The sequence below is a fragment of the Bradyrhizobium sp. BEA-2-5 genome (genome assembly GCF_032918025.1).
Lineage (GTDB): Bacteria > Pseudomonadota > Alphaproteobacteria > Rhizobiales > Xanthobacteraceae > Bradyrhizobium > Bradyrhizobium pachyrhizi.
In genome coordinates, this window is sequence record NZ_CP136629.1 from 6,894,736 (window position 1) to 6,917,875 (window position 23,140).

Genomic DNA, 23,140 nt, shown 5'->3' on the forward strand with positions numbered 1-23,140 from the left:
CGTCGCCATTCGGAACCAGCCTGGCCATCCGTTTTCTCCCCTCCCTCAAGACGCAACTTGATTTAGATTGTTGTCTGCGTCATCTACGATCGTAGAAGGCCGCTCTCGTATAAATACGCTAAAAGTTGGCTTGAGATCGGGGAAATTCTGCCAAAGGAGGAGACTTCTGCCGTTTAGATGCTGTCAATAGCTGGGCAGGGGAAAACGCAGAGACCTTCCCGACAGTCGGGCGAACGCATATGGATCGAGCTGCACGACTGCATTGATTCCACGGGTGGGAGGAGCTGCCTCGTTCGATGCCCGAGCGCCATCCGCTGGTCGGGAATTTCAGAACGAATCGTACTGATGATCACGCAGATTGCCGCCCCAGTATCGGCCACATTCTATCTCGACACCCATTCCTGTGAGGAGAGCTCGCCGATGGACGGGGCAAGCAAGGCGGATCGGACTTCCAATCGCCGACGCAGCCAAAAGCCGTCTTCGTAGCAGCTCATCACGCGGCGCCGATCCGAGCTTCTCCGCCGCCCGGTCGAGGTTTACTCGATCAACGCCAGGAGTTCGGCGTGATCGCCCCTGCGAGCTTGTGGCGCGAAATCCGGTCCCGGTCCAGGCTATGCAACGTCACTAGCCACGTCCTCTGACTCAGTTCGATCGCAACAGTGCCACAACAGCCGGCGGTGGGCATGCCTCTGGTCGATGCTTGCATCTGACTTCTCCGATGGTTCAAGTACTCAAACCTATCGGAAAGGCCAGGCTCACCGCCCCATGGAATCTACAATGCCCGGCTAGGTCGCGTAATCCGGCTCCTTGCGATCGAGCATCCGCTTCAGCGCATCGAAGTGGCGCTGCGCCGAGGTCGGTCCGTTGTAGCGGTACCCCCCCCCCTTAGTCTTTTCGACTATGTGCGGCGGCAACTGCTTCAGCGGCTGGTGCGTCCACATCGCGTAGATCTGCGTCATCGCGGCACGCTCGATGTAGAAGAGCTTGTCGTAGGCCGCAGCGATGGTCTCGCCGACGGTCGAGATGCCGTGATTGGCCATGAACAGTACGGTCTTGTTGCCGATCACCTTGGCGAGCCGCACGCCTTCGGCGGGATCGAGCGCAGGACCCGTGTAGCTATCATCATAGGCGATCGCTTCCGACAGCGTGACCTCGGTCTGGCCGATCTCCTTGATGCGCGGATCTTCGAGCCTGGTCAGCGCACTGGCGAACGGCATGTGAGTATGGAACACTGCTTTCGCATGTGACAGCGCCTTGTGGATCGGCGCGTGGATGCAATAGCAGGAGCGCTCGACGTCGCCCTCGCCGCGCTTCACCTCGGCGTCGTCGATGCCGACCTCCATGATGGAGGACGCCGTCACCTCCGACCAATGCATCCCGAACGGGATCTGATAGTAGCGGTCGCTGCAGCCGGGCACCACGAAGGTAAGATGATTGTAGATACCCTCGGAGAAGCCTTGGATGAAAGCGAGCCGATGCGCGGCCGCGAGATCGACCCGCGCCTGCCATTCCTCGGCGCTGCAGCTCTCCTGCAGAGATTTTTGCGAAACCCTAGACCCCATGCGCGTGCTCCCTCTGTGCCTGGCCCCTCGGTGAGAGCTGGCGATCAACTTCCGGGGCTACGCTATCAAGCAACTAATCGACAAGGCTATCGAGTTTATTTCATTCGGCGCAGCCGAACTGCAAATAAGCCAAAACTTCGCAGGATTTCTCGAAAAGCTCGGGCTAGCAGAGCGTCAGCACCTAAAAGCCTCAAGAGTTAATCACATGACCTGTTTCGAACGGCAAAGCGACGCTTCAAATGCTCAGTGTCGAGCCGATCGGTTTTGGCCCGTCGGTGCTCGCATGGCACAGCGACGCTCGTGGAGTGGATGATGAAGGCCTCGACGCTAGGCGCCCGCAGCCAATGCGCCAGCCAAAAGCCGTCGCGGCCGGCCTCAAAGGCAACCGTTATGCGCGCTCGCGTGCCCACACTTTGCCGCATAGAGCTGATTCAGCCAGGAAACGTCGCCGATCAACTCACAGAAGTCTTGCGCAACGGAGCACGCGCCCTTAGCCCCGGCGGTCGAGGCCGGAGTCGCGGACTTTCCCGGCAAGCATGCCGATTTGAAGACCGCGCACGGCCACCAGCGCGTCGTCCGTCACGGTCACCTGCCGGAGCGCGAGGTGATGACGCGACCGGTTCCGCGGCCACCCCGCCTTCGAGAAAACGGTTGAGTTCTGCGCCAAATGGGACCAAACGTCCTTCGACCCAAACTACGATACGTTGCCGCTCGCGGCGTTCGAGCCGATGGTCCGCCGCGTCTTCGCCCGTGCTCCTTGGAGTGCCGAGGGCCTGCCACTTTAGCCGCGCGCGACGAGGGGGATGCTTCGCATTTTATCGCAGATGCGCCTTGCCGACAATGCCGGCGCCTTCGGCGGCGAACGGCTGTCCGGGCCGGCGCGCGAGGGACCGGCGTTGTTCCAGGGACGCATGCTATGTGGCTTGTGCGGCGAAAGCATGGGCATGCGCTACAGCCGCGAGCACGGGCAGCACAGTCCCGACCTATGTCTGCCAGGAGACTGCGGTGCGCCGTGCTGGAAAGACCTTTCAAACCGTGCATGGCAAGGTCGTCGATACGGCCGTCGCGGCGCTGCTGATCGAGATGATGACGCCGATGACGCTCGCTGTTACTCTGGAAGTTGAGCGAGAGCTTGAGATGCGGGTTCACGAAGCAGATACCGCGCGTCGCCAGCACGTCGAGCGATTGCGCTACGATGCCGAGATTGCCCGGCGACACTATATGAAGGTAGATCCCGACAACCGTCTCGTCGCCGATACGTTTGAGGCCGAATGGAACGATAAGCTGCGTCTGCATAACGAAGCTGCCGCGGAATACGAGCGCCGCAGCAAACAGCAGGCCTCGACGCTCAGCGTCGAGGCTCGTCAACGTATACTCGGTCTTGCCGAGTAGCTGCCGCAAATCTGGAGCGACCCACGGCATCGACTGTCGTGAGCGCAAACGAATTTTGCGTGCTTATCGATGACGTGACCTTGATCAAGGTACAAAAGATCACCGCCCATATCTCCCGCGGGGCCCCGCGGACATTAGAACTCGAAGGGCCGCTGCCCACTGCGCCTGCGCAAGTTCAAGCCCGAGATTGTCGCGGCTGTCCACCGATTGCTCGATCAGCATTGCGATCGCGAAATTTCCGACATCTTGAACCGTGATGGATGGCGTACCTGGGAAGGCAAGTCCTTCAACCTGAAGAAGGTCGCCTTCATTCGCGGTGCCTATAAACTGGCTAGTCGATACGAGCGCCGGCGCCGACGTGGCATGCTTACAACCCGCGAGGTCGCCGCAAAGTTCGCCGTCGCCAAGACCACCGTGCACGCGTGGGGCCGCCATGGGCTCATCAAAAAATATTTCGCCGACAGCCTCAACCGTGGCCTCTGGGAGATCGCCTCTCATACGATTATCCTCAAGGGCCGTGGCGGCCGCCGCTCGCGCCCACCGCGGACAACATCGATGACCGTGCAATCACCAGAATGAGGTGCAGTATGAAGCAATCGCCTCGTCGCGCGGACGGCGCGGTCGCGCCGGCAGAATGGCCGCGCCGCAATGTGCCGCCATCTCGGCGTAGCTGCGGTTGATCTGCGGATCGTACAGGCAGGCCTTGATCACGGCGACCTTGGTGTTGTCCGGCACCAGCAGTGCCGGCACGCCGCCGATCGCCTCGAAGGCGCCGACGTGGCCATCGATCCAGTCGGCGAGCCCCTGCGTCCAGGTCGCCTGCGCGCAGGTGAAGCTCGATGCGCCGAGCACCGCGACGAAGATCTGCGCGGTGCGCCGCTCGCCGGTAAACCGGTCGATCACCACCGGCACGCCGTCGCCCGCATAATCGACGAACAGCTTGTCGCCGGCTGCATGCGACTGGCGCATCGTCGCCGACAGCCGGCCTTCCCAGGCCCGGTAGAGCTCACAGAACCGGCTATAGCGATAGCCATGCGGCTCGCTGGCGATGTATTCCTCCCATCGACGGCGTCACATGCTTGCGCTTGAGCTCGCGGTGAATGGCCGCCCAGTCCGGCTCCGCGCGCCGCCTCTGGCCTGGTGTGGCTCCGGCGCCTGCAAACAGCCGCTCCTCCAGAACCGTATCCGCAACTCGTCCGCAAGCGGCCAGCTCAGCCCCGCCGCCTGGAAGCGCTTGATCGTCAGCCGCACCGTTGAGGGGACGGCCCGACCCGCCGCCCGATCTCCCGGATCGAAAGCCGCGCCGCCTTTAATCTCATCACCTCGCGCACATAGTGCATCGCAAGCCTCCCCATCGGCATCCGATCCACTCCTTCCAAGCGCCGAAAGGAGGGGACCTATCGGAGCCAGAAGAGGCCGCTTCACCCCAGGCGATTTCATCTCGGAACGGTAGGCGATTTCAATTGGGAATCGTGGGCGATTTCGACGGGAATCAGCAGACGCGACTAATCTGCTACCGACGCTCAGGCAGAAATGATGGGTGCCTCCCGAGGCCGCGTACTCCGGCATAGTGCTGTGGCCATGATAACCACTGCGGTGTTATTGCTACCCAGACACTAGGGGCGTGCGGACCGTTGTAGACGTCAAGTGCGAGGGACATCTGCAAAGTCATTCGCGTTGCACCTAACCCCCGCGTTACGATCAGTAAAGGTATTGGACCCTGTCGCGCCCGGGGCCGCTGCTGCCATCATTAGAAGCGCCAGCGTGTGCCGGCACTTCCGTCCGGCGTGCGTGCTGCGCGGACCATGTGGCCAGCGCTAGTCGCGCGGCAGATGGGCCGCGTTCCCGCCGCGAGACAATCGCCCTGTGCTCCCGCATACATCCGAGCGGCTGACCGCTGTAGCCCGGCGAGGTCCGCATGCCTGCGTGTCAATATTGGTTCTCAGGTATGTTCATGGTCAGGCCCCCGAGCTCGGCGCTCACCTTGATCTGGCACGATAGCCGGCTGTTTGCCCGTCGCGGACGGGCTGTGGAATCGAGCATCGCGTTCTCTAGGTCATCCATCGCTTCCATCCGGTCGAGATCTTTTTCGTCGACGTAAACATGACAAGTCGCGCACATCGCGTTGCCACCACATTCCCCCACTATACCTTCGACGCCGTTGAACACGGCGCCGTGCATCACTGGTACCGTCCTCAATATCGAGAGAGCTTCGGATCCCGTCTGCGGCTACGTAGTGGATGAGGGGCATTAGCTCAAATCTCTTGCGGATAGTCGCGAAAGCCCCCTGCGACGAAAGCGGCTTGGCGTACAATATCAATATCACTTCAGAGGCGCTCGCACATACTGCCCTGACAGCGACGTTGGCCGGCAGAAAACGTTCCCGGGCGGCGTGCGGCGCCCGAGAGTTGCCAAGCTCCGAGCTCCCCCGTCGACGAGCAGCGCCTCCGCCTCGCTGTGCTCGAGCGGAATGACGTTGCCGTGATGGTCGACAGTGAAAAGCACCTCGCCGCCGCCGTCCTCGTTGCCGATCCGCCACCAGCGCCGTGCCAAGAACAATTCGTTCGGCCTCGCCAGCATCGCCAAAGCGCGGCGATTTTCGTGATTAAGTACCTCGAGACCAGGGACTTCGCCGACAGCCCCGCCGGCACCGTATTCGAACTTCGCGAGATAGGCCGTCCTGCCGGACCGCTCCTCGGCATCAACCTGGGACTCGACTATGACCACGAACATGATTGCTCCCAATGGCGACCGGCAGGTTGGTCAGACGTTCTTCGCGGCCGTAAAGGTGTCCGCCGCTGGGTTTCGGCAATTCAGCCTCATTAGCGATTGTTCTTCAGCGCCACGTCGCCGGTAGTCGGGCCCCATTCCCATAGAATCGGCGTCGGCACCTTTACCGATGAGCGCTGATCCTATCTGCTGTTCAGCAGAGCCTCGCTTTTGATAACTCAGCGCCTGAGTTCGCCAAATCTCTGGATGCATGCGCTCATACCTAAACTGAGCAAGATCGAAGATCCGCATGCTGGACGGTGCGGGACCATGCCTTCGTAACCCGCGCCGTCGTGGATCCACGTGCTGGACTTCTGTCCGTGGTCATTCTCCCCCTGCTGACGGCCTGCCATCGACGGTAGGCCGGATCTAACTTGCGGTGGACGCGGCGGCGTCAGCCGCTGACCAAGCTCACACGCACCTGGCCTTCGACCACGTCTACCTTACATTTGCGCAGGCGCATCTCCTTTACTGCCAGACAACGCCCCGTGGTCAAGTCGAACTCGAGACCGTGCCACGGACAGACGAGAATCTCGCCATCCCGACTCCATTGAAATTTCCAACCCGTGCTGGCATTGCACCTCATCTCGCCGCCCAAAGGGCCATCGCATATCGGCCCGTATTGATGCGGGCAAACGTTGATGACAGCATGCAAGTCGCCTTTGACGTTGAACACTCCGACTTCCTGCGTGCGGACCTGAACGATCTTGTGCGAACCGGGAGGAAAGTCACTGGCCTGCCCGACAGGATAATCGACCGGAGTCGGCGCAGGCTGCTGCGACTTTGTCTCGGCTTCACTTGCGCGTTCAGCCATCTCTCGACCGTCGCTCATACCGGCTGCACCTCCTTCGTAAGCCTTTTTGGCATAGGAAACTTGAAAAGGCTGAGCGCGTTCTCACCCATGATCTTGCGGCGCTGCTCCTGTGTCAGAGGAAGCTTCGCTAGGCCCCGCGGATGGTCGAAGTCGTGATGCGGCCAGTCTGAGGCAAATAGCGTACGATCGGCGCCGCCATAATGCTCCATCGTCTCGACTAGATGTTTCGGATTGACCGGCTCATCCAGCGGCTGTGTAGCAAACCACATCTGGCGGCGCATGTATTCGCTCGGCCGCTCCTCAAGAAACGGCACCGTGCGACGAAATTCCTGATGATACCGGTCCATGCGCCACATCGCGCAAGGCACCCAGGAAACACCAGCTTCGGTGAAGACGATCTTCAACTTCGGGTAACGGACAGGGACACCGGTATGCATGATGCTGACCAGGTTCGCCATCATCGAGAATACATGGCCAATCACCTGGCGGCCCCAGTGATTTTCGAACTGGTGGAGCTGTGCAGGAAACACCGGCGATACCACCGTGACGCTGTGCAAGATCACTGGCAGGTCAGCCGCCTCCGCCGCTGCAAGGATCGGATCGTAGCGGCGAGCGCCCCACAGCGGGTCGACCCCGGCAGTGGGGAGGTAAACGGCACAGATGCCGGGCGTGCCGGCATAGCTCTCGATCTCTCTAGCCGAATCTTCGGGATTCTGCGGGCATGCCATGATCGCGCCGTAGAGACCGCTGCCTTCCCCTATCCATTCCGCCACGAGCCAGCGATTATAGGCATGCGAGAGGGCCGTCGCATATTCGATATTTGGCAGTGTCGCAAAAAGCAGCAGATGATCCGGCAGCAGGATGCCGTAGTCGATGCCCAACGCATCAAGTTCGTGACGCATTGCTCGCGGGGTGTTGACGCTCTTAGTCGAATGGCCGCCTGGGATCGGCGGAATCTGGTTGAAGGCGGGCGCGTATCCTGGAATATCCAAATAGCGCCGCGGAGTCTTACCGAGGATCTCGAGCGACTTGCGCCAAGGCATTTCGCAATGAGGAGCCAAGAACTCCGGAAGATCATTGACGTGGACATCACAATCGACAACTATCATTCCGTCGCTCGCCACGCGCTTGCTTTGAACAAGCGTTTTCTCACATTCCTCGATCATTTTCTCACACTCCTCGATCATTGAATCCACTGGGGGATTTCAAACCAGATATTGACAAAGCCAAGCGCGTTCCGGCTGACCAGAATTGGATCATCGTTGTCTGAACCGCGCCTGCGGCCTCTCCTGAACGTCACGCTCGCACGAGAACTGCCGCGCAAGAAGTTCTGCGCCGCTGGCGCACGCTCATTCCTTCGCTGCCCGTGCATCGCGTCACATTTGTCGGCCACTCTCCGACCACAGGCTAAAACTTAGCACCCTACTTAAAAAGAAAAGCGCCACGTTCTGTTTCGGGGCGCACAAATTCGCCAAACTTACCCAAGTCGGCGCAGAACTTCGTCGTGAAAACCGGTGAGCGCTATAATGCCTGCGCTTCGGGAAGCAGAGCGAGCGAAGCCCATGTTGTGCTCAACTTTTTGCTGCTCGGAGCGCTCCGCACAATCGTCGCGCCACCATGGCCAACCTGGCAGAAGGCTCTTGCCTTCTGCGGGTCTCCGAGATGACGCTCGTGGAGGACGGCAGCGAATTTCTCTGGCGCGTGCGGGGTCCAAATCGGCAGGCGAAAATCAAATGCCTGAAAGAAATTTAATGCCTGGAAAACGGCAAACGATATATCACGGAGCGCATGTACGGCAGATGGGGAAAGATCGCGCCCCGTGGCGTGGTGTAGCTGAGCGGAGTTCACCACGTTCGCCGGCAGGAGCCGGATAGCTCAGCTGCCGATAGCCGGGAAGCTGACAGCGGGGTCATCGCTCAACGGCGCGATAGTTTCGTCATGGGGCGGGCGCGCTGGACGGCCCATTCGTCGTTCTGGTCGAGCAGGATCGCACCGACGAGGCGTCGATGGCGTCTTCATTGGGGAAGATGCCGACCACTTCGGTGCGGCGCTTGATCTCGCCATTGACCCGTTCGAGCGGATTGGTAACCGGTATGAGAGTTCTCGGTGCCAACGTTCCGCTGCGGTGTTCGACATCGTGGCGTATGGTGCGACCATCGGGACAGAGGCACCGGGAGCACGAAGGTGCGGGCAGGCCGATACACACGATGAGCCGAGAGCTCGTGTTAGTAGCTGGCCGCCTCTGCGACTCGCCCGGTTGCGCCGTGAGCGCGAATCCGTAGTTCTCCGTCATGTATCTGACAGGAGCTGCGAATGCGACGGGTGATTGGCATCGATGTCCACCGAACTTTCGAAGTGATGGTGTTTTGGGAGGAGAGCAGCTCCGACGTGCGGGCCGCATTGATATGATGCGGACTGCGCTGGAGGGTTTGGCAAGACCCTTCTGGCCAGTGATGAAGTGGTGATCGAGGCGACTGGAAATAGCATGGCGGTGTCGCGGGTGCTGACGCCATTCGTGGCGCGGGTGACTATCGCCAATCCGTTGCAGGTGAAGGCGATCGCCAGCTGAGCTATCCGGCCCCTGCCGGCGAACGTGGTGAACTCCGCTCAGCTACACCACGCCTCGGGGCACGATCCCGCGCAAGACTTGCATGCGATCGGTATGGGATGCAATCCAGTACATTGCGACGACGGGATACCAATGGGCGCTTTTGCCAAAGGATTTTCCTCCCTTCACGACGGTCCAGTACTATTTTTACGGTCTGCGCGACAGTGGGATGCTGGATTTGATCAATGAAGCCCTGGTTGAAATCGCGCGGAGGCCCCCGACTATTTCACACTTGTTTGCTGACGGCGGCTATGCCGGCGAAAAGTTTGAAAACGCGCTCAGGAAAATCGACGATTGAAATTGTTAAACGCCGGGATGACGCAAAAGGCTTCGTTATTGTTGCCCGACGCTGGGTCGTCGAACGCACGTTGGCATGGCTCAACCGCTGCCGTCTTGACAACGATTGGGAGGCCTCCGTCACCTCGGCTGAAGCATGGCTCCTTGTTGCGTCAACTCGACAACTGCCGACGCCGCATCGCCAGATTGGCCGACATCAAGTCATGAATTTTGAGTCAGACTCTTAGTCAATCTTGGCTTGCTTGCACTGATACTATTTTGTTCGTGAACCTCAGATCACCGCCGATTTCGTCCAGGGACACTTCAGCCAGCTCTGCCTCTTCACAAGCCCTCTCGACGCATGACTATCAATGAGCTTGTTGCCCAGTGTCGCACGCTACCGCTAGGCGGGCTTGGGCCTAATTAAAACCTCGCCGTTTCGGCCCATTACACAATAGCGGCCGCCGAGGCCGAGATAGCAGTCGATCACTGAATCCCTTCAGCGCCGGTTGCGGCGCAAATCCTCCTCGTGTTTCCACATCAGGAAATGCGGACCGAGATCGCTGAGCTTGGTGGCTCCGATTTGGGCCATGCTGATGTCGATCTCACGACGGAAGATCGCCAGCGCCTTGGCTGCGCCGGCCACTCCACCGGCGGTCACGCCGTAGAGAGTCGGCCGGCCTTGGAAGACGAACTTGGCGCCCATGCAGATGGCGATCAGCACGTCGAGGCCGCGGCGGATGCCGCCGTCGAGCATCACCGTCATTTTGTCGCCCACAGCGTCGCGGATCGCGGGCAGCACCTCCAGCGGCGACGGCGCATTGTCGAGCTGCCGCGCGCCGTGGTTGGACACGATGATGCCGTCCACGCCAAGCGAGTGCGTGCGGACCGCATCATCGGGGTGCATTATTCCCTTGAGCACGAAATTGCCCTTCCACAGCTTACGATAGCGCTCCACATTCTTCCAGGTCATAGGCGCCTTTGAGTTGTTGGCGACGAGATTAGCAACCTCTTCCGCGCTAGCCTTGGGACCGGCGTACTTGGCCCAATTGTCGAAACGAGGACTACCGTGCTGCAGCCACTGCATCATCCAGGCTGGATGGCGCAGCGCTTCGAACTGGGTCTTCCAGGTCGGCTTTGGCGGCCACTCCCAGCCATTCCGGATATTGCGCTCGCGGTTGGAGCTTTCCGGCACATCGACAGTGAAAACCAGAGTCTTGAGCCCGGCGTCAGCCGCCCGCTTGATCATATCGTCAGAAATCGACGGGTCCTTGGCCGAGTAGAGTTGGTACCAGCCGTGGTCGGGTGCCAACCTGCCGAGGTCCTCGATCGAGCCCGTGCTAGCGCCAGACATGATAAACGGCACGTTCGCGTCCCGCGCCGCCTCTGCCAGCATCACGTCAGCGCCACGGCGGAACACGCCTGCCAGTCCAGTCGGCGCGATGCCGATTGGAGTGGAATAAGTGCGGCCGAAGAGCATCGCCGACTGGTCGCGTACGCTGACATCGATCAAGTACCTCGGCACAATGCGCGCGTGGCGGAACGCTTGCTCGTTGGTAATCAGCCCGATCTCGTCATCGGTACCGCCCTCGATGAAATCGTAGGCGGCTTTGGGCAGCCGTTTCTTTGCCAGTTTGCGCAGGTCGTCAATATTCACCACTTCGTTCATCGTTTTCCGTTCCCCTCGAGCGATTACCCAATTTTCCATGTTCACGGGTGTCTTATCGTAGCAGGTTGTCCAACAAATAGCTACGAACCGGCCGCAACACCTTATGTTTGTCCTTGAGCCTGAGTGTAGAGATTTCAAAATATCGATTAGTGCACGAGCTGCATATTGGCGTCTAGATCTCGCGCTCAAATGGCCTTTTCCGATGAATTTCAACGGTATCTTAGCCCGGACGATGAGGTAGCTGAAATCGTCAGCTTCATCCGCCAGCCTTTTTGACGAAGCGTTTGGCGGGCTGTCTGTCGCCGAGACGTGCAACAACCTCGTCGGTGCTCACACCCAGACTCGCCGCTGAACCTGCAGCTGATTACGCATCATGCCTGTGTCCATCCAGCCCGGCGCACCAACTGTAATACTAGTCCCATAGTGCGATAAGAATGCACCATCAAAGCTTGAGACTAAACAGTTAATTCTAGGTGGTACAAGTTCGGTCGCGCTGCAAAAACCTGGGCTCTACCAGTTTTTGGAGGAGATGACGAGGCTGAAGTCAGTTAGAAGCTCCTTGAGTGAGCATGGACCTCCGGTCAAGCTCGAGAGTTTGCATTTTTAGAAGACCGCCGCACATTTTTTCGGAGCATGCACCAAGACTTTGAGCTGGAGGCGGCCAATGAATGGGATGGCTAAGATCGACGACGACCGGTCGGGGGCGCTGGTGACGAAGGATAGCTCGTCACCGGCATGCCCGATCAAAGGCTGCACCGACACGACCTGGTACGCCGATGCCCACGACATCGAGTATCATACGTCCGACCGCACCTACTCTTTCCACAAATGCCAGAGGTGCGATGTCCTGTTCATCGTCCCCATGCTGTGGGATCGTCTCGAAGAGATCTATCCGAAGACTTATTATTCCTACGCGCCCAAAAAACTGGGTATCGTACTCCGTCAGCGGTCGCTCGACCGGCGTGTATTGAAAGTGCTGGCCTCCATCCCCGGCGATCGGCTTAGCGTCCTGGATATCGGCAGCGGCAGCGGTTGGATGCTCGACCAAATCAAGTCCTGTTCATCGCGGGTGGGCTTCACGCAATGTGTCGATCTGGACGAGGGCGCACAAGCTCAGGCGGTTGCACGCGGACATGCCTATCATCTCGGCCGTATCGAGCAGTTCGAGACCGATCGACGCTTTGATCTGGTGCTAGCGCTCGGGTTGATCGAGCATGTACGCGACCCCGCGCTCGTATTGCGCCGTATCGAAGGGCTCCTCACGGCTCACGGCCGCGTGTTGATCCAGACACCAAACTTCGACGCGCTTGATGCGCGGCTGTTCCGGCATTGTTCGTGGGCCGGCTATCACACGCCGCGTCATTTCGTACTGTTCAACCGCCAGAGCTTTACGGACTTGGCGAAACAAAGTGGTCTTGGCGTCGTGTCGTTCTCATATATTCAAAGCCCAGGGTACTGGAGCGTGTCAGTGCTCGGCGCCATGCGCCGATTGGGCCTCATCGAAATCTCGGCGCAACGTCCGCCGTACCATCATCCGCTGAATCCGTTATTGCGGGCGAGCTTCGCCGCCTTCGAGTTTGCGCGCACCCCCTTCGCCCGGCTCTCGCAAATGGTGTTTACCCTCGGGCGGCGTTAAGCCGGTGGACGCTAACGGCGACCGTAGCGCGGCGAAATTGATCCCGCGCAACGCAAGGAAATGCAGCCCCAGCGATCGTAAAGGTCAGAAATCCGTGCGTAACAGGTCGGGTATCGCGGTAAGGGCGACCATTGCTGGTCGCTCACCGTCGCCCGCCTCTCGCTCCCACAGAACGTAGCGTGCGGATTTACCGCACTACGCTCTTCGGCAATTGGTTCACAGCGCTGCTAGAGCCTGCAGCTTCCCGTATGGGAGGCGCAGTTTTGGTTTCAGCAACGGTGTTCGCTCTTTGATTTGGTGGAAGGCGTCCCAAGTGAGGCGACGTCCTGCCCAGCTGCGGCTACACAACATCATGCGCCAGTAACGCTCGACGACCCGATAGAGTTTTACGAGGCTCCGCAGATTTCCGGCGACGCCGTAGTAAGCATAGTGGCCGCGAAGGACGGCGTTGATTTCGCCGACCTGTTCACTGATTGTTTGATGTGGTATTCGCTGCATGAGCTCTTGACGCAAGGCTGCGCCGCATCCCAACCTTGAAGTTATCTTTTCGGCTTCGCGTTCAATACAGCGTCAGACCCAGGAAGTAGATAGTTTCGGGGGCGGTTCCTGCCGCGTTTGCCAGCGTGTCTTTTGCGCGAACCGACCAAACTCGACCAACTTGGTCTTGGTCGGAACTTCCCCAACCGTAGCCGCAAGGCATCAAGTACGCGAATGGCCTTCGATCGATATTGGAAACAGATTACAAAGTCGGATGTAGCGCACCAGTCGGGCTTCGCCGCGCAACCGGCCCTTCACCACGCGTTCAAACCAGAGGTCGCGAACGTAAGTGAGCGTCCCGCGAGGACCGTCTTCAGGATCGTGTTCTAGCATGAGATGGTTTGCTCATTAATTTGCAAGCAAATGAGCAAACGTGACGACGGTTACGATTCTATCCGGTCCGGAGCGGCGACGGCGGTGGCCGCTGCCAAGATGCTTCGGATCGTCGAGGAGAGTTTGGCGCGCGGGCAGTGTTGTCGATGTTGCGCGCCGGCATGATGTTCACCCCAATCTGCTCACGGTTTTGGCGCCGGCAGGCACGCCGAGGGGGCCTTTGCGGGTGGTGCCAAGCCGCCGGATCGAGCGGACGATGAAGTCCCGTTTGCAGCGGTCTGCGTTGCGCCGGAACAGCAAGCGTCAAGGGTGTCCTCGGGCAGCTGCGGCGTCATCGAGATCGAGTTTGCGGCCGGGGCTCGGATGCGGATCACGGGCACGGTCGATGCGGCGACGCTGAAGGCCGCGGTGGCGTCGCTGGCGGATGGGCGACAGCAATGATCCCGCTTCCGTCCGGCATGCGGTGTGGCTTGCGACCGGCTACACCGATATGCGGAATTATGTGGAGCACATGATTATGTGGAGTCCGCGGCGGTGGAGGCCGCCCGCCGCGGTTCTCTGGGCGCGTTCACTCCGCATAATTGGACGGGCGGCCGACCGTCCTGAGCATCGCCAAGAGTTTGTCCGAGGCACGGAAGCGGCCGGGTTTCAGCATGGGCGGCGCCATCGCGGCCAGCGCTTCCAGTTTCTCGGTCGGATCGGCTCGCAGGTAGACCTCCGTGCTTTGCAGGCTCGCGTGTCCGAGCCAAAGTGAGACCTTTCGAACGTCACGGGTCGCCCGCAGCGTATGCATCGCACAGGTGTGACGCAGAACGTGCGGCGTCACCCGCTTGCCGGCGATGGACGGCTCTCTCCGTGCTGCGGTGGCGACGTGCTTGGCGAGGAGATACTCGAAGCCGGAGCGGGTCATTGCTTGTGCCTTGGCGTTTACAAACAATGCCGGATCGCTGCTCTCAGGGCGTACCTTGAGCCAAGCCTTCAAGACGATAGCGGTCTCCTTCCAGAGCGGCAGGACACGCTCGCGACGGCCCTTCCCGATGATGTGCACGCTGGACAGGCTATGACGGTCGATCTGATCGATGCGAAGGCTGACCAGCTCTGACACGCGCAGGCCCGCGGCGAAGGCAAGGTGCAGCATGGCTCGATCCCGCACGCCGGAAGCGGTGCGCGGATCTGGGGCATCGAGCAGAGCCTGCAGCTCGTCGCGGATGAGATAGCTGACGAGTGCTTGGTCGGCCTTCTTCATCGGAATGGCATGAATCCGGCGCGCCTGATCGAGGCATGATGGCAGCCTGTACTCCAGGAACCGGAAGAACGCGTTGATCGCAGCTAGCCGGGCGTTGCGCGTCCGCGCCGAGTTGCCGCGCTTGCGCTCCAGATGCTCGAGGAACGACAGGATGAGCGGAGCATCGAGCCGCTCGATCTCAAGCTGCGATGGTCGAACCTTCAGCCTGTCTGCAGCGAAGCATACGAGGAGCTGGAAGCTGTGCGCATAGGCCTCACATGTGTGGGGGCTGGCATTGCGCTCCCTTGGCAGGTGCTCGCGCAGGAAACTGGTCAAGTGCGGGGCGAGCGTGGTCATGCGTCACCTCCAACGAGCAAGGCCTCGCCATCTCTGGCGATTTGCTTCATCAGGATTGGTGTCGCCTGCAGATACCAGTAGGTGTCGGTCACATGCGCGTGGCCAAGGTAGGTGCTGAGCGCCACGATATGGCGGGCGACCGCGTCGCGATCATGCTGGCACTGTTCTAGCGAGCGGACGGCGAAGGTGTGGCGCAGGTCGTGGATGCGCGGCTTCCTCGGGGAGGACACGCCTTCCAGGCCCGCTGACGTGAGCAACTGAAGGAAGACGCCCTTCACGGTGTTGTAAGGGAGCTGCCCGCCGGGGCCGGACACGAAGAGCGCGAGGTTCCTACACCCAAGCTTCGCGCGAGCCGCCAGATATCTGTCGAGCGCCCGCTCCGTCGTTGCATGCAGCGGCAACAGCCAGTTCTTCTGGAACTTCGTCTGCCGGATCAGAAGGCCGTCAACCGTGACGTCATCGAGCTGTAGCGCCAATGCTTCCGAGATACGCATGCCGGTTGCAGCGAGCAGGCCAAGCAAGGTCACATAGGTGAGCGGCCGCATCGACCCAGCAGGTCGGAGAGCGGCCGCAGCCCGGATCAACTCATCGATCTCGTTCGGCGTGTAGATGTAAGGTGATCGTCGTCTGACGACGGCGTTCCCGAGCGCATCCGGTGCAGGAACTTCGTGACGTCCATCTTCCGCGTGCATGGCCAGAGCAAACCGCCGCACGGTGAGCAGGCGGTTGCGGCGCTGTTCCGGTGACGGGGCGCGGGCAGCCCAAGCGAGCGCGCGGGCGTTCTTGACGTGCCCGTCGCCGTGCTCCTCGGCGAAGGCGACGAAGCCCCTAAGCAGGATATGCTGGATGCGGAACTTGAATCCCAGTGAGCGCTGCAGGTCTACGTATCTGGCAAGATCTTGGCTCAACATCGCGCTTCTCCCGGCCACGGCTGCGCGATCTGCTGCAGCATGAGAATGTCGACCTTGGCGTAGTGCGCGGTCATATCGGGCGACCGATGTCGGAGCACAGTTCCGACCATGTCGAGCGTCGCGCCGCCCCGCAGCATGGCAGTCGCCGCCGAGTGCCGGAGCAGATTGGTGCCCTTCGAGGGCGCGGCGATGCCGGCCCTGTCGAGCGCTCGTCGGACAACACTGGAAACGGTTGATCCGCTGAGCGGCTGGAATGGTGCTTTCGACGTCAGAAACAGTCGGTCGCAGACAGCTCGAGATCGGCCACGATCCAAATAGTCGAGCACGGCGTCGCCCGCATCCTGGGGTAACGGAAGCCTTGTCTCGCGACGACCCTTGCCACACACCGAGAGCGTTGCCTGTTGCCAATCGATATCTTCGAGGCAAAGCATGACGATATCGCCGGCTCGCAAGCCCAGGCGCGCTAAAAGGAGCAGAATGGCCCGATCCCGAAGGCTGGACGGCGTGGCCGAATCGCACGTCGCGATCAGGCGATCTACATCGGTGGAATCGATGTAGCGCGGTAGCGCCGACAAACGCCACTGCGGAATGATCGGCACGGCGTGGTCGAGCCCTGCTCGGCAGAGGCCGCACGCACTGAGAAAACGCAGGTAACCTCTCAACGCCATGGCCATCGTCTTGACGTAGGCCATTGAGGCTCGCTTCGTCTCCGCGACAATCACCGCGCGGATGAGATCAGCGTTGTATCGTCCTGGCATGCTTCCAAGCGCCGGCAGCATCCGCATGACCATGCGACCGTGCCGATTGATCGTCCGGTCCGAGATGCCGCGATGCCGTCGCAGCCACTCCTGGAACTCGCATACCTGTCGATTGGGAGCCGGTGGCGCGACGTGCGCTGCACGCTGCACAATCCCGCGCTTTGCCAAGAACTCGACAAACCTGCGCGCCCGCCTCACATACTTTGCTGACACGCGGTTTAGTCGTCGAATGCCGGGACAACGGCAACGATGTCGCGCGAAACGATGCAGGACACCATCATCAATATTGCCGATCGCGAGTTCTGCCTTCACGAGCCAGCAGGCGAAGTGACGAGCAGAAGCCTCGTAGCCGCCCACTGTCAGGCAGGAATGTCCCTGCGCCCCTAGATCGGCCACAAACTCCGTTACCAGCGGGGCGAGTTCGCCCGCATCCATGCTGCGCTGACAAATGCAGCGACTTTGCTTTGGCTTGGCCATCGGCGGCATCCTCTCGTTGCCATTAAGACAGCGAGGGAAACCTCGAATTATGTTGAGTCAGAACCCTCCGGCTTCGGTGTAAACTGTTGATAGCAAGGAAAAACTGCGATCAGCTTACAGCCAACTCTGCATAATCATGTGCTCCACATAATTCCGCTTATGTGCTGCAGCACATAAGAGGAAGGGCTTTCCGTCGCTAGCCTTGCAGGCGCAGGGGATTCTGCAACGCGATCCGCTCAGCGGCCATCTGTTTTGCTTCCGTGAGCGTCGCGGCAATCTGCCGAAGTGATCTGGCACGGTGTGCTGCAGAGCATGAAGGAGGTGAATAACCGAATTTGATGCGTACAGCTTTATGAGAGATGGAGGACGGCCCTCCTGCATCGGCGTTCCAGGCGCAGGTGCAAAACCACGACACTGTGGCTTCGTTTAAAAGGCGCGGTCATCAGCAAGTGTTGCAAAAGTCCCGGGTTTACGGGGCAGGTAAGTATCCAGAAGGCGAGCGAAAGCAAATCTTCCGATGACGCGTCGAAAATTACTAAGGCGTCGCCAAAATCAGGGGCGCGTGCCATCCCTGAGATCAATCCGTGAGACGCCTGGATTACTGCGCGGATGGCGACCGGCGTTTAGGGGACGCGATCTGGATACAGGCTCTTGTAGAGAACTGCAGGAACCAGTCGTTGTGATGCCAAGGGAGAAGTTCAAGCGGCACACACCGCGAGACGAGAGTACCGAAGCACAACACTGGGGCGGATCGGCTCGTAGTAGTGATGAAGGTGCTGTAATGGAACTGGAGCGAAGGGGCCGAAACAAGTGGGTTGCGCCCATATGCAACTGTGATGAGCAGGAGGACATGTGAGTGTAACCGGACGTAAGCAGTACGATATCGACAAGCAGACAGTGATGAAGGCCTACAAACTGGTCAAAGCCAATGCGGGCGCGGCCGGCGTGGATAAGGTATCGCTCGAAGCTTTTGAGAAGGACTTCAAGGGCAACCTTTACAAGGTCTGGAATCGAATGTCTTCTGGCAGCTACTTTCCACCTGCCGTTCGGGCTGTCCCCATTCCCAAGAAGAACGGCGGACAACGCATTCTAGGCGTGCCGACAGTAGCAGATCGCGTGGCGCAGACGGTCGTCAAGCTTCAGATTGAACAAGTACTCGAGAAAATCTTCCTTCCCGATTCCTACGGCTACCGGCCCGGAAAAGCCGCGCTGGACGCCGTCGGCATCACCCGGCAACGGTGCTGGAAGATGGACTGGGTGCTGGAGTTCGACATCAAAGGCCTGTTCGACAATATCAGCCACCAGTTGCTTATGAAAGCCGTCAGGAAGCATGTGCAAGACGAATGGGCTCTGCTCTACATCGAACGCTGGCTAACAGCGCCGATGCAAGGCAAAGACGGAGCGATCACCGCTCGCGACCGGGGTACACCCCAAGGCGGCGTGATCAGTCCCGTCCTTGCCAATTTGTTCTTGCATTATGCGTTCGATATATGGATGGCGCGAAACTTCCCGCAGTCACCGTGGTGTCGATACGCGGACGACGGGCTCGTACATTGCCGAACCAAGGCTGAAGCGGAAGCCATCAAGGCGGCGCTGCAGGCGAGGTTCAGGGAATGCGAACTCGAAATGCATCCCGACAAGACCAAGATCGTCTACTGCAAAGATAGCAATCGCCCGGGTAGCCATGCCAGTCAGTCATTTGACTTTCTGGGATTTACCTTTCGACCGCGCAGGGCAAGAAACCATCAGAAGAAAGAAAACTTCTGTACGTTCTCGCCAGCGGTCAGCAGGGCGGCAATGAAGTCTATGCGGATGACGATCCGGCAGCTCCGGCTCAGGCTTCGCTCGCAGACGGAAATCGACGCAATCGCCTTGGAACTGAACCCCGTCCTTCGTGGATGGATGCAGTACTACGGCAGATATGGGCGGTCAGAAATGCATAACCTGTATCGATACGTCGACGAATCTCTAAACCGCTGGGCGCGACGCAAATACAAAGGGCTGAAGAATGGAAAAGTCAGGGCCTCCACCAGGCTCAGGCTGATCCGCTGCCGTAGGCCGAAGCTGTTCGCTCATTGGACGATGTTAGGTTCTGCTTCGTTACTTGTTGAGAGCCGTATGACGTGAGAGCGTCACGTACGGTTCGGAGAGCGGCTCCGGGTGCAACTCCCGGGGCCGACTCACCATGGCCAGGGAGCATGCCTGTTCACTAAGAGACTTGAGAGGGACCGGTTGTTGTGGCCGAGCCCCCCGACGGCGTGGTGGCGATCTCATCGGCACAGCTCGGTTATCTGTTGTCCGGCATTGACGGGCGACACCCACAGGAAACCTGGCGGCAACGTCGGTTGGCTGAAGCTTTTAGTTTGCGGCTGGCGATGGATGTGATTCCATCGCTTCGTGACTCGTCCTGAATCGCTCCCCACCGATCTTGCTGCCGCGCATGCGATGATCATCGCCGAACGGGCCGCGCGGCTCGAAGCGGAGGCGGTTGCGGCGAGTGCCAAAGCGGAAGCCGCCAGCGCGAAGGCGGCCGAAGCACTGATCAGTTACCTCAAGCTCGAGATCGAGAAGCTGTGTCGCCAGATCTACGGCAGCCGCTCGGAGCGCAAGGCACGGTTGCTGGAGCAGATGAGCTTCAGCTCGAAGAGTTGGAAGCAACCGCAACCGAAGACAAACTGGCAGCTGAGTGGGCGGCGGCTCAGACACAGACCTTCAAGCCCTTCCAGCGCAAGCGCCCGTCGCGCAACCGTTCCCCGATCATCTGCCGCGCGAGCGGGTCGTGGTCGCCGCGTCGGATAGCTGCCCCTGCTGCGGCTCGTCGAAGCCATCAAAGCTGGGCGAAGATATCACCGAGACGCCAGAGATCATTCCGCGGCAGTGGAAGGTGATCCAGACAAGTGCGTGAGAAGTCTCGTGCCAGGACTGCGAGACGATCACCCAGCCGCCCGCGTCCTTCCACGTGACGCCGCGCGGCTTTGCCGGCCCCAATCTATTGGCCATGATCCTATTCGAGAAGTTCGGCCAGCATCAGCCTTTTGAACCGGCAGAGCGAGCGCTACCGGCGGGAGGGTATCGACCTGAGCCTCTCGACGCTGGCCGATCAGGTTGGCGCCTGTACGGCGGGCCTGCAGCCGCTTCATGCTCTGATTGAGCGCCATGTCCTCGCCGCCGAGCGGCTGCACGGCGATGACAGTGTTCTGCAGAAGCACACAGAAAGGATGATCGCGGTGATCTGACAATCTGTGCGCACAAGCTGCGGCAGCGATGAGGGTAGGCCCCTCGGGATCGACCTTCAGGAGTAGGTCTCAAATCACTTCAAGCGGCTTCGCTTAAGAGGCGTGGTCGTGAGCGTTGAAGCTAACGGTCGGGGATACCCGAGCGGATAACGTCGGGCGCGAGCCGCATGCAGATGGCGGCCGCGACGGGTGCGTTGATAGCGCCGGCCGGCGTCGCGCACGCCCGCCCGCCGCATCGTCCTGGAACACGCAGCTGTGCAATAGCGCTGACCGCGGTCGCAGCGGCCACAGATCAGCACCTGGGCCCCGGCAACGGGCACGCAGGAACAAGCGCCCCGCAGCCTGCATCGGCGGCTCCCGGCAAACGCCGAAGACGAGGTCGACGTGAGGCTCGACGGATGCGCGATGGCCGCTATACTGCCGCCAAGCAATCCGCCGTCTGTCGATCACGCAGACCGCTGGTGGACTGGGTACAGGCGCGGCTCCGGCTTCACTCTGCAAGGTACGACGGCGCCGCGCCTGTTAGTCTCTTCAGCGACCCTTCCTATCCGCCGAGGGGCGCTGCGCAACCCCGGGGCTAGCTCCGCGCCTCGCCTCGGCTACCAGCCCATCGTTGGGGCAACACTGCCTTCCGCCATCCGTAAGAGCTTTTCGCTCAATCGCGCCGCGCGCCCGATGTCGCCAGATTTACGCGGTTCTCGAAAGCCATCGACAACCAGCTACGAGGCACACGGAAATACGGGTCATAGACCCGGCGCTCGCAGACGGCTTCATAGCGGCGCGTTCTCGCGATCGATTCAGCGCCAGTCGAGCTTCTCGCCGAGCTGCACCAGCTCGCGCTTCAGATTGATGATGTGATCGAGCTTTGGCGCGAAACAGATCGCCTTCCCGCTGTCGTCTCGGGCTTCTTCGGCCGCAACGTCCCCTCCGCTGCGACTACGGAATCACGACTGCTGATTCGAGGGAATTTTTGACAATGCATTTGCAAGCTTTCGACGCCTCAATTCCCGAAAGCTTGCGATCTCAAAACCGCCGGCCGTGCCAAAAACCGGCTCCAGCTCAATAGCTGGGGCGCTTGTTCACGGACGACGATCTCATCCCGCAAGGCGTTCAGAGAGACCTCCTTACGCGGCATAGCTGTCGCCATCGCCGTTGTACTAAATTGGCGAAATGGTCTTTCGGATGAGCGGGCACAGCAGATTCGAACATCCCGCCGCTCGCGCCTTGGTCAGGAGATCGGAGTGGACTCGGCCACTGCAGCTGCACCGGCCAATCCCCTGAGGTCTACGCCGATATCGGTGGCCATTGACCTCGGTACTGACAGCCCGGCCGACAGGATGCGCCGCGCAAACATGTGATCGCTAGGCTTGTTGACGCTCTCTACCGCGATCAGCCGCTCTCCCCTGTAGAGGAAAACCGAGAATTCGCCACTCTTCGGATCGCCACGCAGCACCGGCCGGTCCCCGTCACCGGCCAGTCCGGCAATCTGTAGCCGGGCGCTACCCTGATTGGACCAGAACCACGGGAGGCTCCGGTAAGGCGCCGGTGATCCGGTCAGCCGCGCTGCGACGCAGCGCGCCTGATCGATCGCGTTCTGAACAGATTCCAATCGCACGAGCCCGCCGCTGAACGGGTTCGGATAAGCGGCGCAGTCGCCGATCGCAGAGATTGTGGGATCGTCGGTACGCAGCTGCGCATCGACTACGATCCCGTTGTCGACCTTGAGCCCTGCGGCGCGCGCCAGCGCGTTGTTGGGCAGAACGCCGACTGCCATGACGATCGCATCCGTATTAATCGTCGGGCCGTCAGCAAGCGTGACCACCTCGCGCGCCGGATCCCTGCCTACCGATCGGACAGTGTTGCGAAAGCGCAAGCGGAGCCCGGCCTTGGTGTGAAACTGGCGAAAGTAATCGCTCATGACCGGCGACAGCATGCGCCCCATCAGCCGGTCCCCGGCTTCGATCACGTCGACCTCGATATCGCGACCGCGGAGTAGACAGGCGAGCTCGAGACCGATAAAGCCGCCACCAACGATGGTGACGTGGCGAAGTTCGACAAGCCGCGTTGCGAGATTGCGGGCGTGGACAAGCGTGCGCAATTCCAACGACGTGCCGAGATTGAGCCCCGGAATGGCCGGCACTCTGTTGCGCGCGCCCGTAGCTAGGACGAGATGGTCGTATGGGAGAGGTGTGCCGTCAGCCAACACTACAACGCAGGCGTCACGGTCGATGCGCTGGGCAACCACCCCGAGGCGTAGCTCGATCGAATTAGCGGCGTAGAAACTCTCCGCGCGCAGCGGCATCACGGCCCTGCTTGCCGGATGGAAGTCTTTCGACAGCGGCGGCCTCTGATAGGGCAGATCCGGCTCGTCGCCTACGAGGATCACGGAACCTGCGAAGCGGCGCTGCCGCAATGATGCTGCCAATTCGACGGCCGCTTGTCCGCTGCCGACGATAACGATCCGTTCGGCCCTCGCTCGGCTGAAGGCAGCCCCTTTAACGCGATCCGTATCGTTGCTCACTTTTTTGTTGTCCTCCTCACTGGCCTATTTCGTTGGTCGGCTCGAAATAACGATTAGTG

At 60.3% G+C, this 23,140-nt stretch carries 20 protein-coding genes and 6 pseudogenes; 13 read left to right on the forward strand and 13 right to left on the reverse strand.

Annotated elements, in window-relative coordinates:
- Window positions 1-785: 785 nt before the first annotated feature.
- A complete protein-coding gene (locus RX327_RS32230) occupies window positions 786-1,562 on the reverse strand; it encodes a class II aldolase/adducin family protein (protein WP_317248255.1) in 777 nt (258 codons plus the stop codon).
- Window positions 1,563-1,952: 390 nt separating this feature from the next.
- Here RX327_RS32230 and RX327_RS32235 point away from each other — a divergent pair.
- The 3 genes and pseudogenes from RX327_RS32235 to RX327_RS32245 all read left to right on the forward strand — a co-directional run.
- Window positions 1,953-2,208 (forward strand): annotated as a pseudogene (locus tag RX327_RS32235) (hypothetical protein); the annotation flags it as partial.
- 359 nt (window positions 2,209-2,567) lie between these two features.
- The gene (locus RX327_RS32240) at window positions 2,568-2,954 is read left to right on the forward strand and encodes a hypothetical protein (protein WP_317248256.1); all 387 of its coding nucleotides are present in this window, start codon (window positions 2,568-2,570) and stop codon (window positions 2,952-2,954) included.
- A 207-nt stretch (window positions 2,955-3,161) separates the two neighbouring features.
- Window positions 3,162-3,533 (forward strand): hypothetical protein, encoded by a 372-nt coding sequence (locus tag RX327_RS32245; RefSeq protein ID WP_317248257.1) that lies wholly within the window; start codon window positions 3,162-3,164, stop codon window positions 3,531-3,533.
- A gap of 18 nt (window positions 3,534-3,551) precedes the next feature.
- Here the strand turns inward: RX327_RS32245 and istA are convergent.
- From istA to RX327_RS32275, 6 genes and pseudogenes are all read right to left on the reverse strand, one after another.
- Window positions 3,552-4,294, reverse strand: a pseudogene (istA, locus tag RX327_RS32250) (IS21 family transposase); the annotation flags it as partial.
- 589 nt (window positions 4,295-4,883) lie between these two features.
- Window positions 4,884-5,135 carry a 2Fe-2S iron-sulfur cluster-binding protein gene (locus tag RX327_RS32255; protein WP_317248258.1) on the reverse strand — a complete coding sequence of 84 codons (252 nt, stop codon included), beginning with the start codon at window positions 5,133-5,135 and terminating at the stop codon, window positions 4,884-4,886.
- 141 nt (window positions 5,136-5,276) lie between these two features.
- On the reverse strand, window positions 5,277-5,687 hold the full coding sequence (locus tag RX327_RS32260; RefSeq protein WP_317248259.1) for a hypothetical protein: 411 nt from the start codon (window positions 5,685-5,687) through the stop codon (window positions 5,277-5,279).
- A gap of 430 nt (window positions 5,688-6,117) precedes the next feature.
- The gene (locus RX327_RS32265; RefSeq protein ID WP_317248260.1) at window positions 6,118-6,555 is read right to left on the reverse strand and encodes a Rieske (2Fe-2S) protein; all 438 of its coding nucleotides are present in this window, start codon (window positions 6,553-6,555) and stop codon (window positions 6,118-6,120) included.
- Complete coding sequence (locus RX327_RS32270; protein ID WP_317251367.1) at window positions 6,552-7,724, reverse strand: amidohydrolase family protein; 1,173 nt, start codon at window positions 7,722-7,724, stop codon at window positions 6,552-6,554. The genes RX327_RS32265 and RX327_RS32270 overlap by 4 nt, the downstream gene beginning before the upstream one ends.
- Window positions 7,725-8,412: 688 nt before the next feature.
- Window positions 8,413-8,641, reverse strand: a pseudogene (locus RX327_RS32275) (transposase); the annotation flags it as partial.
- Between the two features lie 342 nt (window positions 8,642-8,983).
- Between RX327_RS32275 and RX327_RS32280 the strand changes: the two are divergent.
- Window positions 8,984-9,100, forward strand: a pseudogene (locus RX327_RS32280) (IS110 family transposase); the annotation flags it as partial.
- A gap of 73 nt (window positions 9,101-9,173) precedes the next feature.
- Window positions 9,174-9,649, forward strand: a pseudogene (locus RX327_RS32285) (transposase); the annotation flags it as partial.
- Between the two features lie 271 nt (window positions 9,650-9,920).
- Here the strand turns inward: RX327_RS32285 and RX327_RS32290 are convergent.
- Entirely contained in the window at window positions 9,921-11,090 is a 1,170-nt protein-coding gene (locus RX327_RS32290) for an alpha-hydroxy acid oxidase (protein WP_317248261.1), read from the reverse strand.
- Between the two features lie 673 nt (window positions 11,091-11,763).
- Here RX327_RS32290 and RX327_RS32295 point away from each other — a divergent pair.
- A complete protein-coding gene (locus RX327_RS32295) occupies window positions 11,764-12,726 on the forward strand; it encodes a class I SAM-dependent methyltransferase (protein WP_317248262.1) in 963 nt (320 codons plus the stop codon).
- A 216-nt stretch (window positions 12,727-12,942) separates the two neighbouring features.
- Here the strand turns inward: RX327_RS32295 and RX327_RS32300 are convergent, their stop codons facing one another.
- Entirely contained in the window at window positions 12,943-13,239 is a 297-nt protein-coding gene (locus RX327_RS32300) for a hypothetical protein (RefSeq protein ID WP_317248263.1), read from the reverse strand.
- A 666-nt stretch (window positions 13,240-13,905) separates the two neighbouring features.
- On the opposite strand from RX327_RS32300, the gene RX327_RS32305 reads away from it, so the two are divergent.
- A complete protein-coding gene (locus tag RX327_RS32305; protein WP_317248264.1) occupies window positions 13,906-14,037 on the forward strand; it encodes a hypothetical protein in 132 nt (43 codons plus the stop codon).
- A 127-nt stretch (window positions 14,038-14,164) separates the two neighbouring features.
- Here the strand turns inward: RX327_RS32305 and RX327_RS32310 are convergent, their stop codons facing one another.
- Genes RX327_RS32310 through RX327_RS32320 form a run of 3 tightly spaced genes read right to left on the reverse strand, consistent with a single transcriptional unit; the run spans window position 14,165 to window position 17,324 of the window.
- Window positions 14,165-15,178, reverse strand: a complete 1,014-nt coding sequence (locus tag RX327_RS32310) for a tyrosine-type recombinase/integrase (protein WP_317248265.1) — start codon at window positions 15,176-15,178, stop codon at window positions 14,165-14,167.
- Entirely contained in the window at window positions 15,175-16,089 is a 915-nt protein-coding gene (locus RX327_RS32315) for a tyrosine-type recombinase/integrase (RefSeq protein WP_317248197.1), read from the reverse strand. Before RX327_RS32315 ends, RX327_RS32310 begins: the two co-directional genes overlap by 4 nt.
- Window positions 16,083-17,324, reverse strand: coding sequence for a tyrosine-type recombinase/integrase (locus RX327_RS32320; protein ID WP_317248196.1), 1,242 nt, complete (start codon window positions 17,322-17,324; stop codon window positions 16,083-16,085). The genes RX327_RS32315 and RX327_RS32320 overlap by 7 nt, the downstream gene beginning before the upstream one ends.
- 187 nt (window positions 17,325-17,511) lie before the next feature.
- Between RX327_RS32320 and RX327_RS39370 the strand changes: the two are divergent.
- From RX327_RS39370 to RX327_RS32345, 6 genes and pseudogenes are all read left to right on the forward strand, one after another.
- Window positions 17,512-17,613 (forward strand): annotated as a pseudogene (locus tag RX327_RS39370) (IS66 family insertion sequence element accessory protein TnpB); the annotation flags it as partial.
- Window positions 17,614-18,224: 611 nt separating this feature from the next.
- A complete protein-coding gene (gene ltrA / locus RX327_RS32325) occupies window positions 18,225-19,451 on the forward strand; it encodes a group II intron reverse transcriptase/maturase (RefSeq protein WP_128929739.1) in 1,227 nt (408 codons plus the stop codon).
- Between the two features lie 110 nt (window positions 19,452-19,561).
- Window positions 19,562-19,735 carry a hypothetical protein gene (locus RX327_RS32330; RefSeq protein WP_317248266.1) on the forward strand — a complete coding sequence of 58 codons (174 nt, stop codon included), beginning with the start codon at window positions 19,562-19,564 and terminating at the stop codon, window positions 19,733-19,735.
- Window positions 19,736-19,769: 34 nt separating this feature from the next.
- Window positions 19,770-20,123 (forward strand): hypothetical protein, encoded by a 354-nt coding sequence (locus RX327_RS32335; protein WP_317248267.1) that lies wholly within the window; start codon window positions 19,770-19,772, stop codon window positions 20,121-20,123.
- Window positions 20,104-20,229 carry an IS66 family transposase zinc-finger binding domain-containing protein gene (locus tag RX327_RS32340; protein WP_317248268.1) on the forward strand — a complete coding sequence of 42 codons (126 nt, stop codon included), beginning with the start codon at window positions 20,104-20,106 and terminating at the stop codon, window positions 20,227-20,229. Before RX327_RS32335 ends, RX327_RS32340 begins: the two co-directional genes overlap by 20 nt.
- Before the next feature lie 130 nt (window positions 20,230-20,359).
- Complete coding sequence (locus tag RX327_RS32345; RefSeq protein WP_317248269.1) at window positions 20,360-20,560, forward strand: IS66 family transposase; 201 nt, start codon at window positions 20,360-20,362, stop codon at window positions 20,558-20,560.
- 1,228 nt (window positions 20,561-21,788) lie between these two features.
- Here the strand turns inward: RX327_RS32345 and RX327_RS32350 are convergent.
- The gene (locus tag RX327_RS32350; protein ID WP_317248270.1) at window positions 21,789-23,081 is read right to left on the reverse strand and encodes an NAD(P)/FAD-dependent oxidoreductase; all 1,293 of its coding nucleotides are present in this window, start codon (window positions 23,079-23,081) and stop codon (window positions 21,789-21,791) included.
- Window positions 23,082-23,140 lie beyond the last annotated feature (59 nt).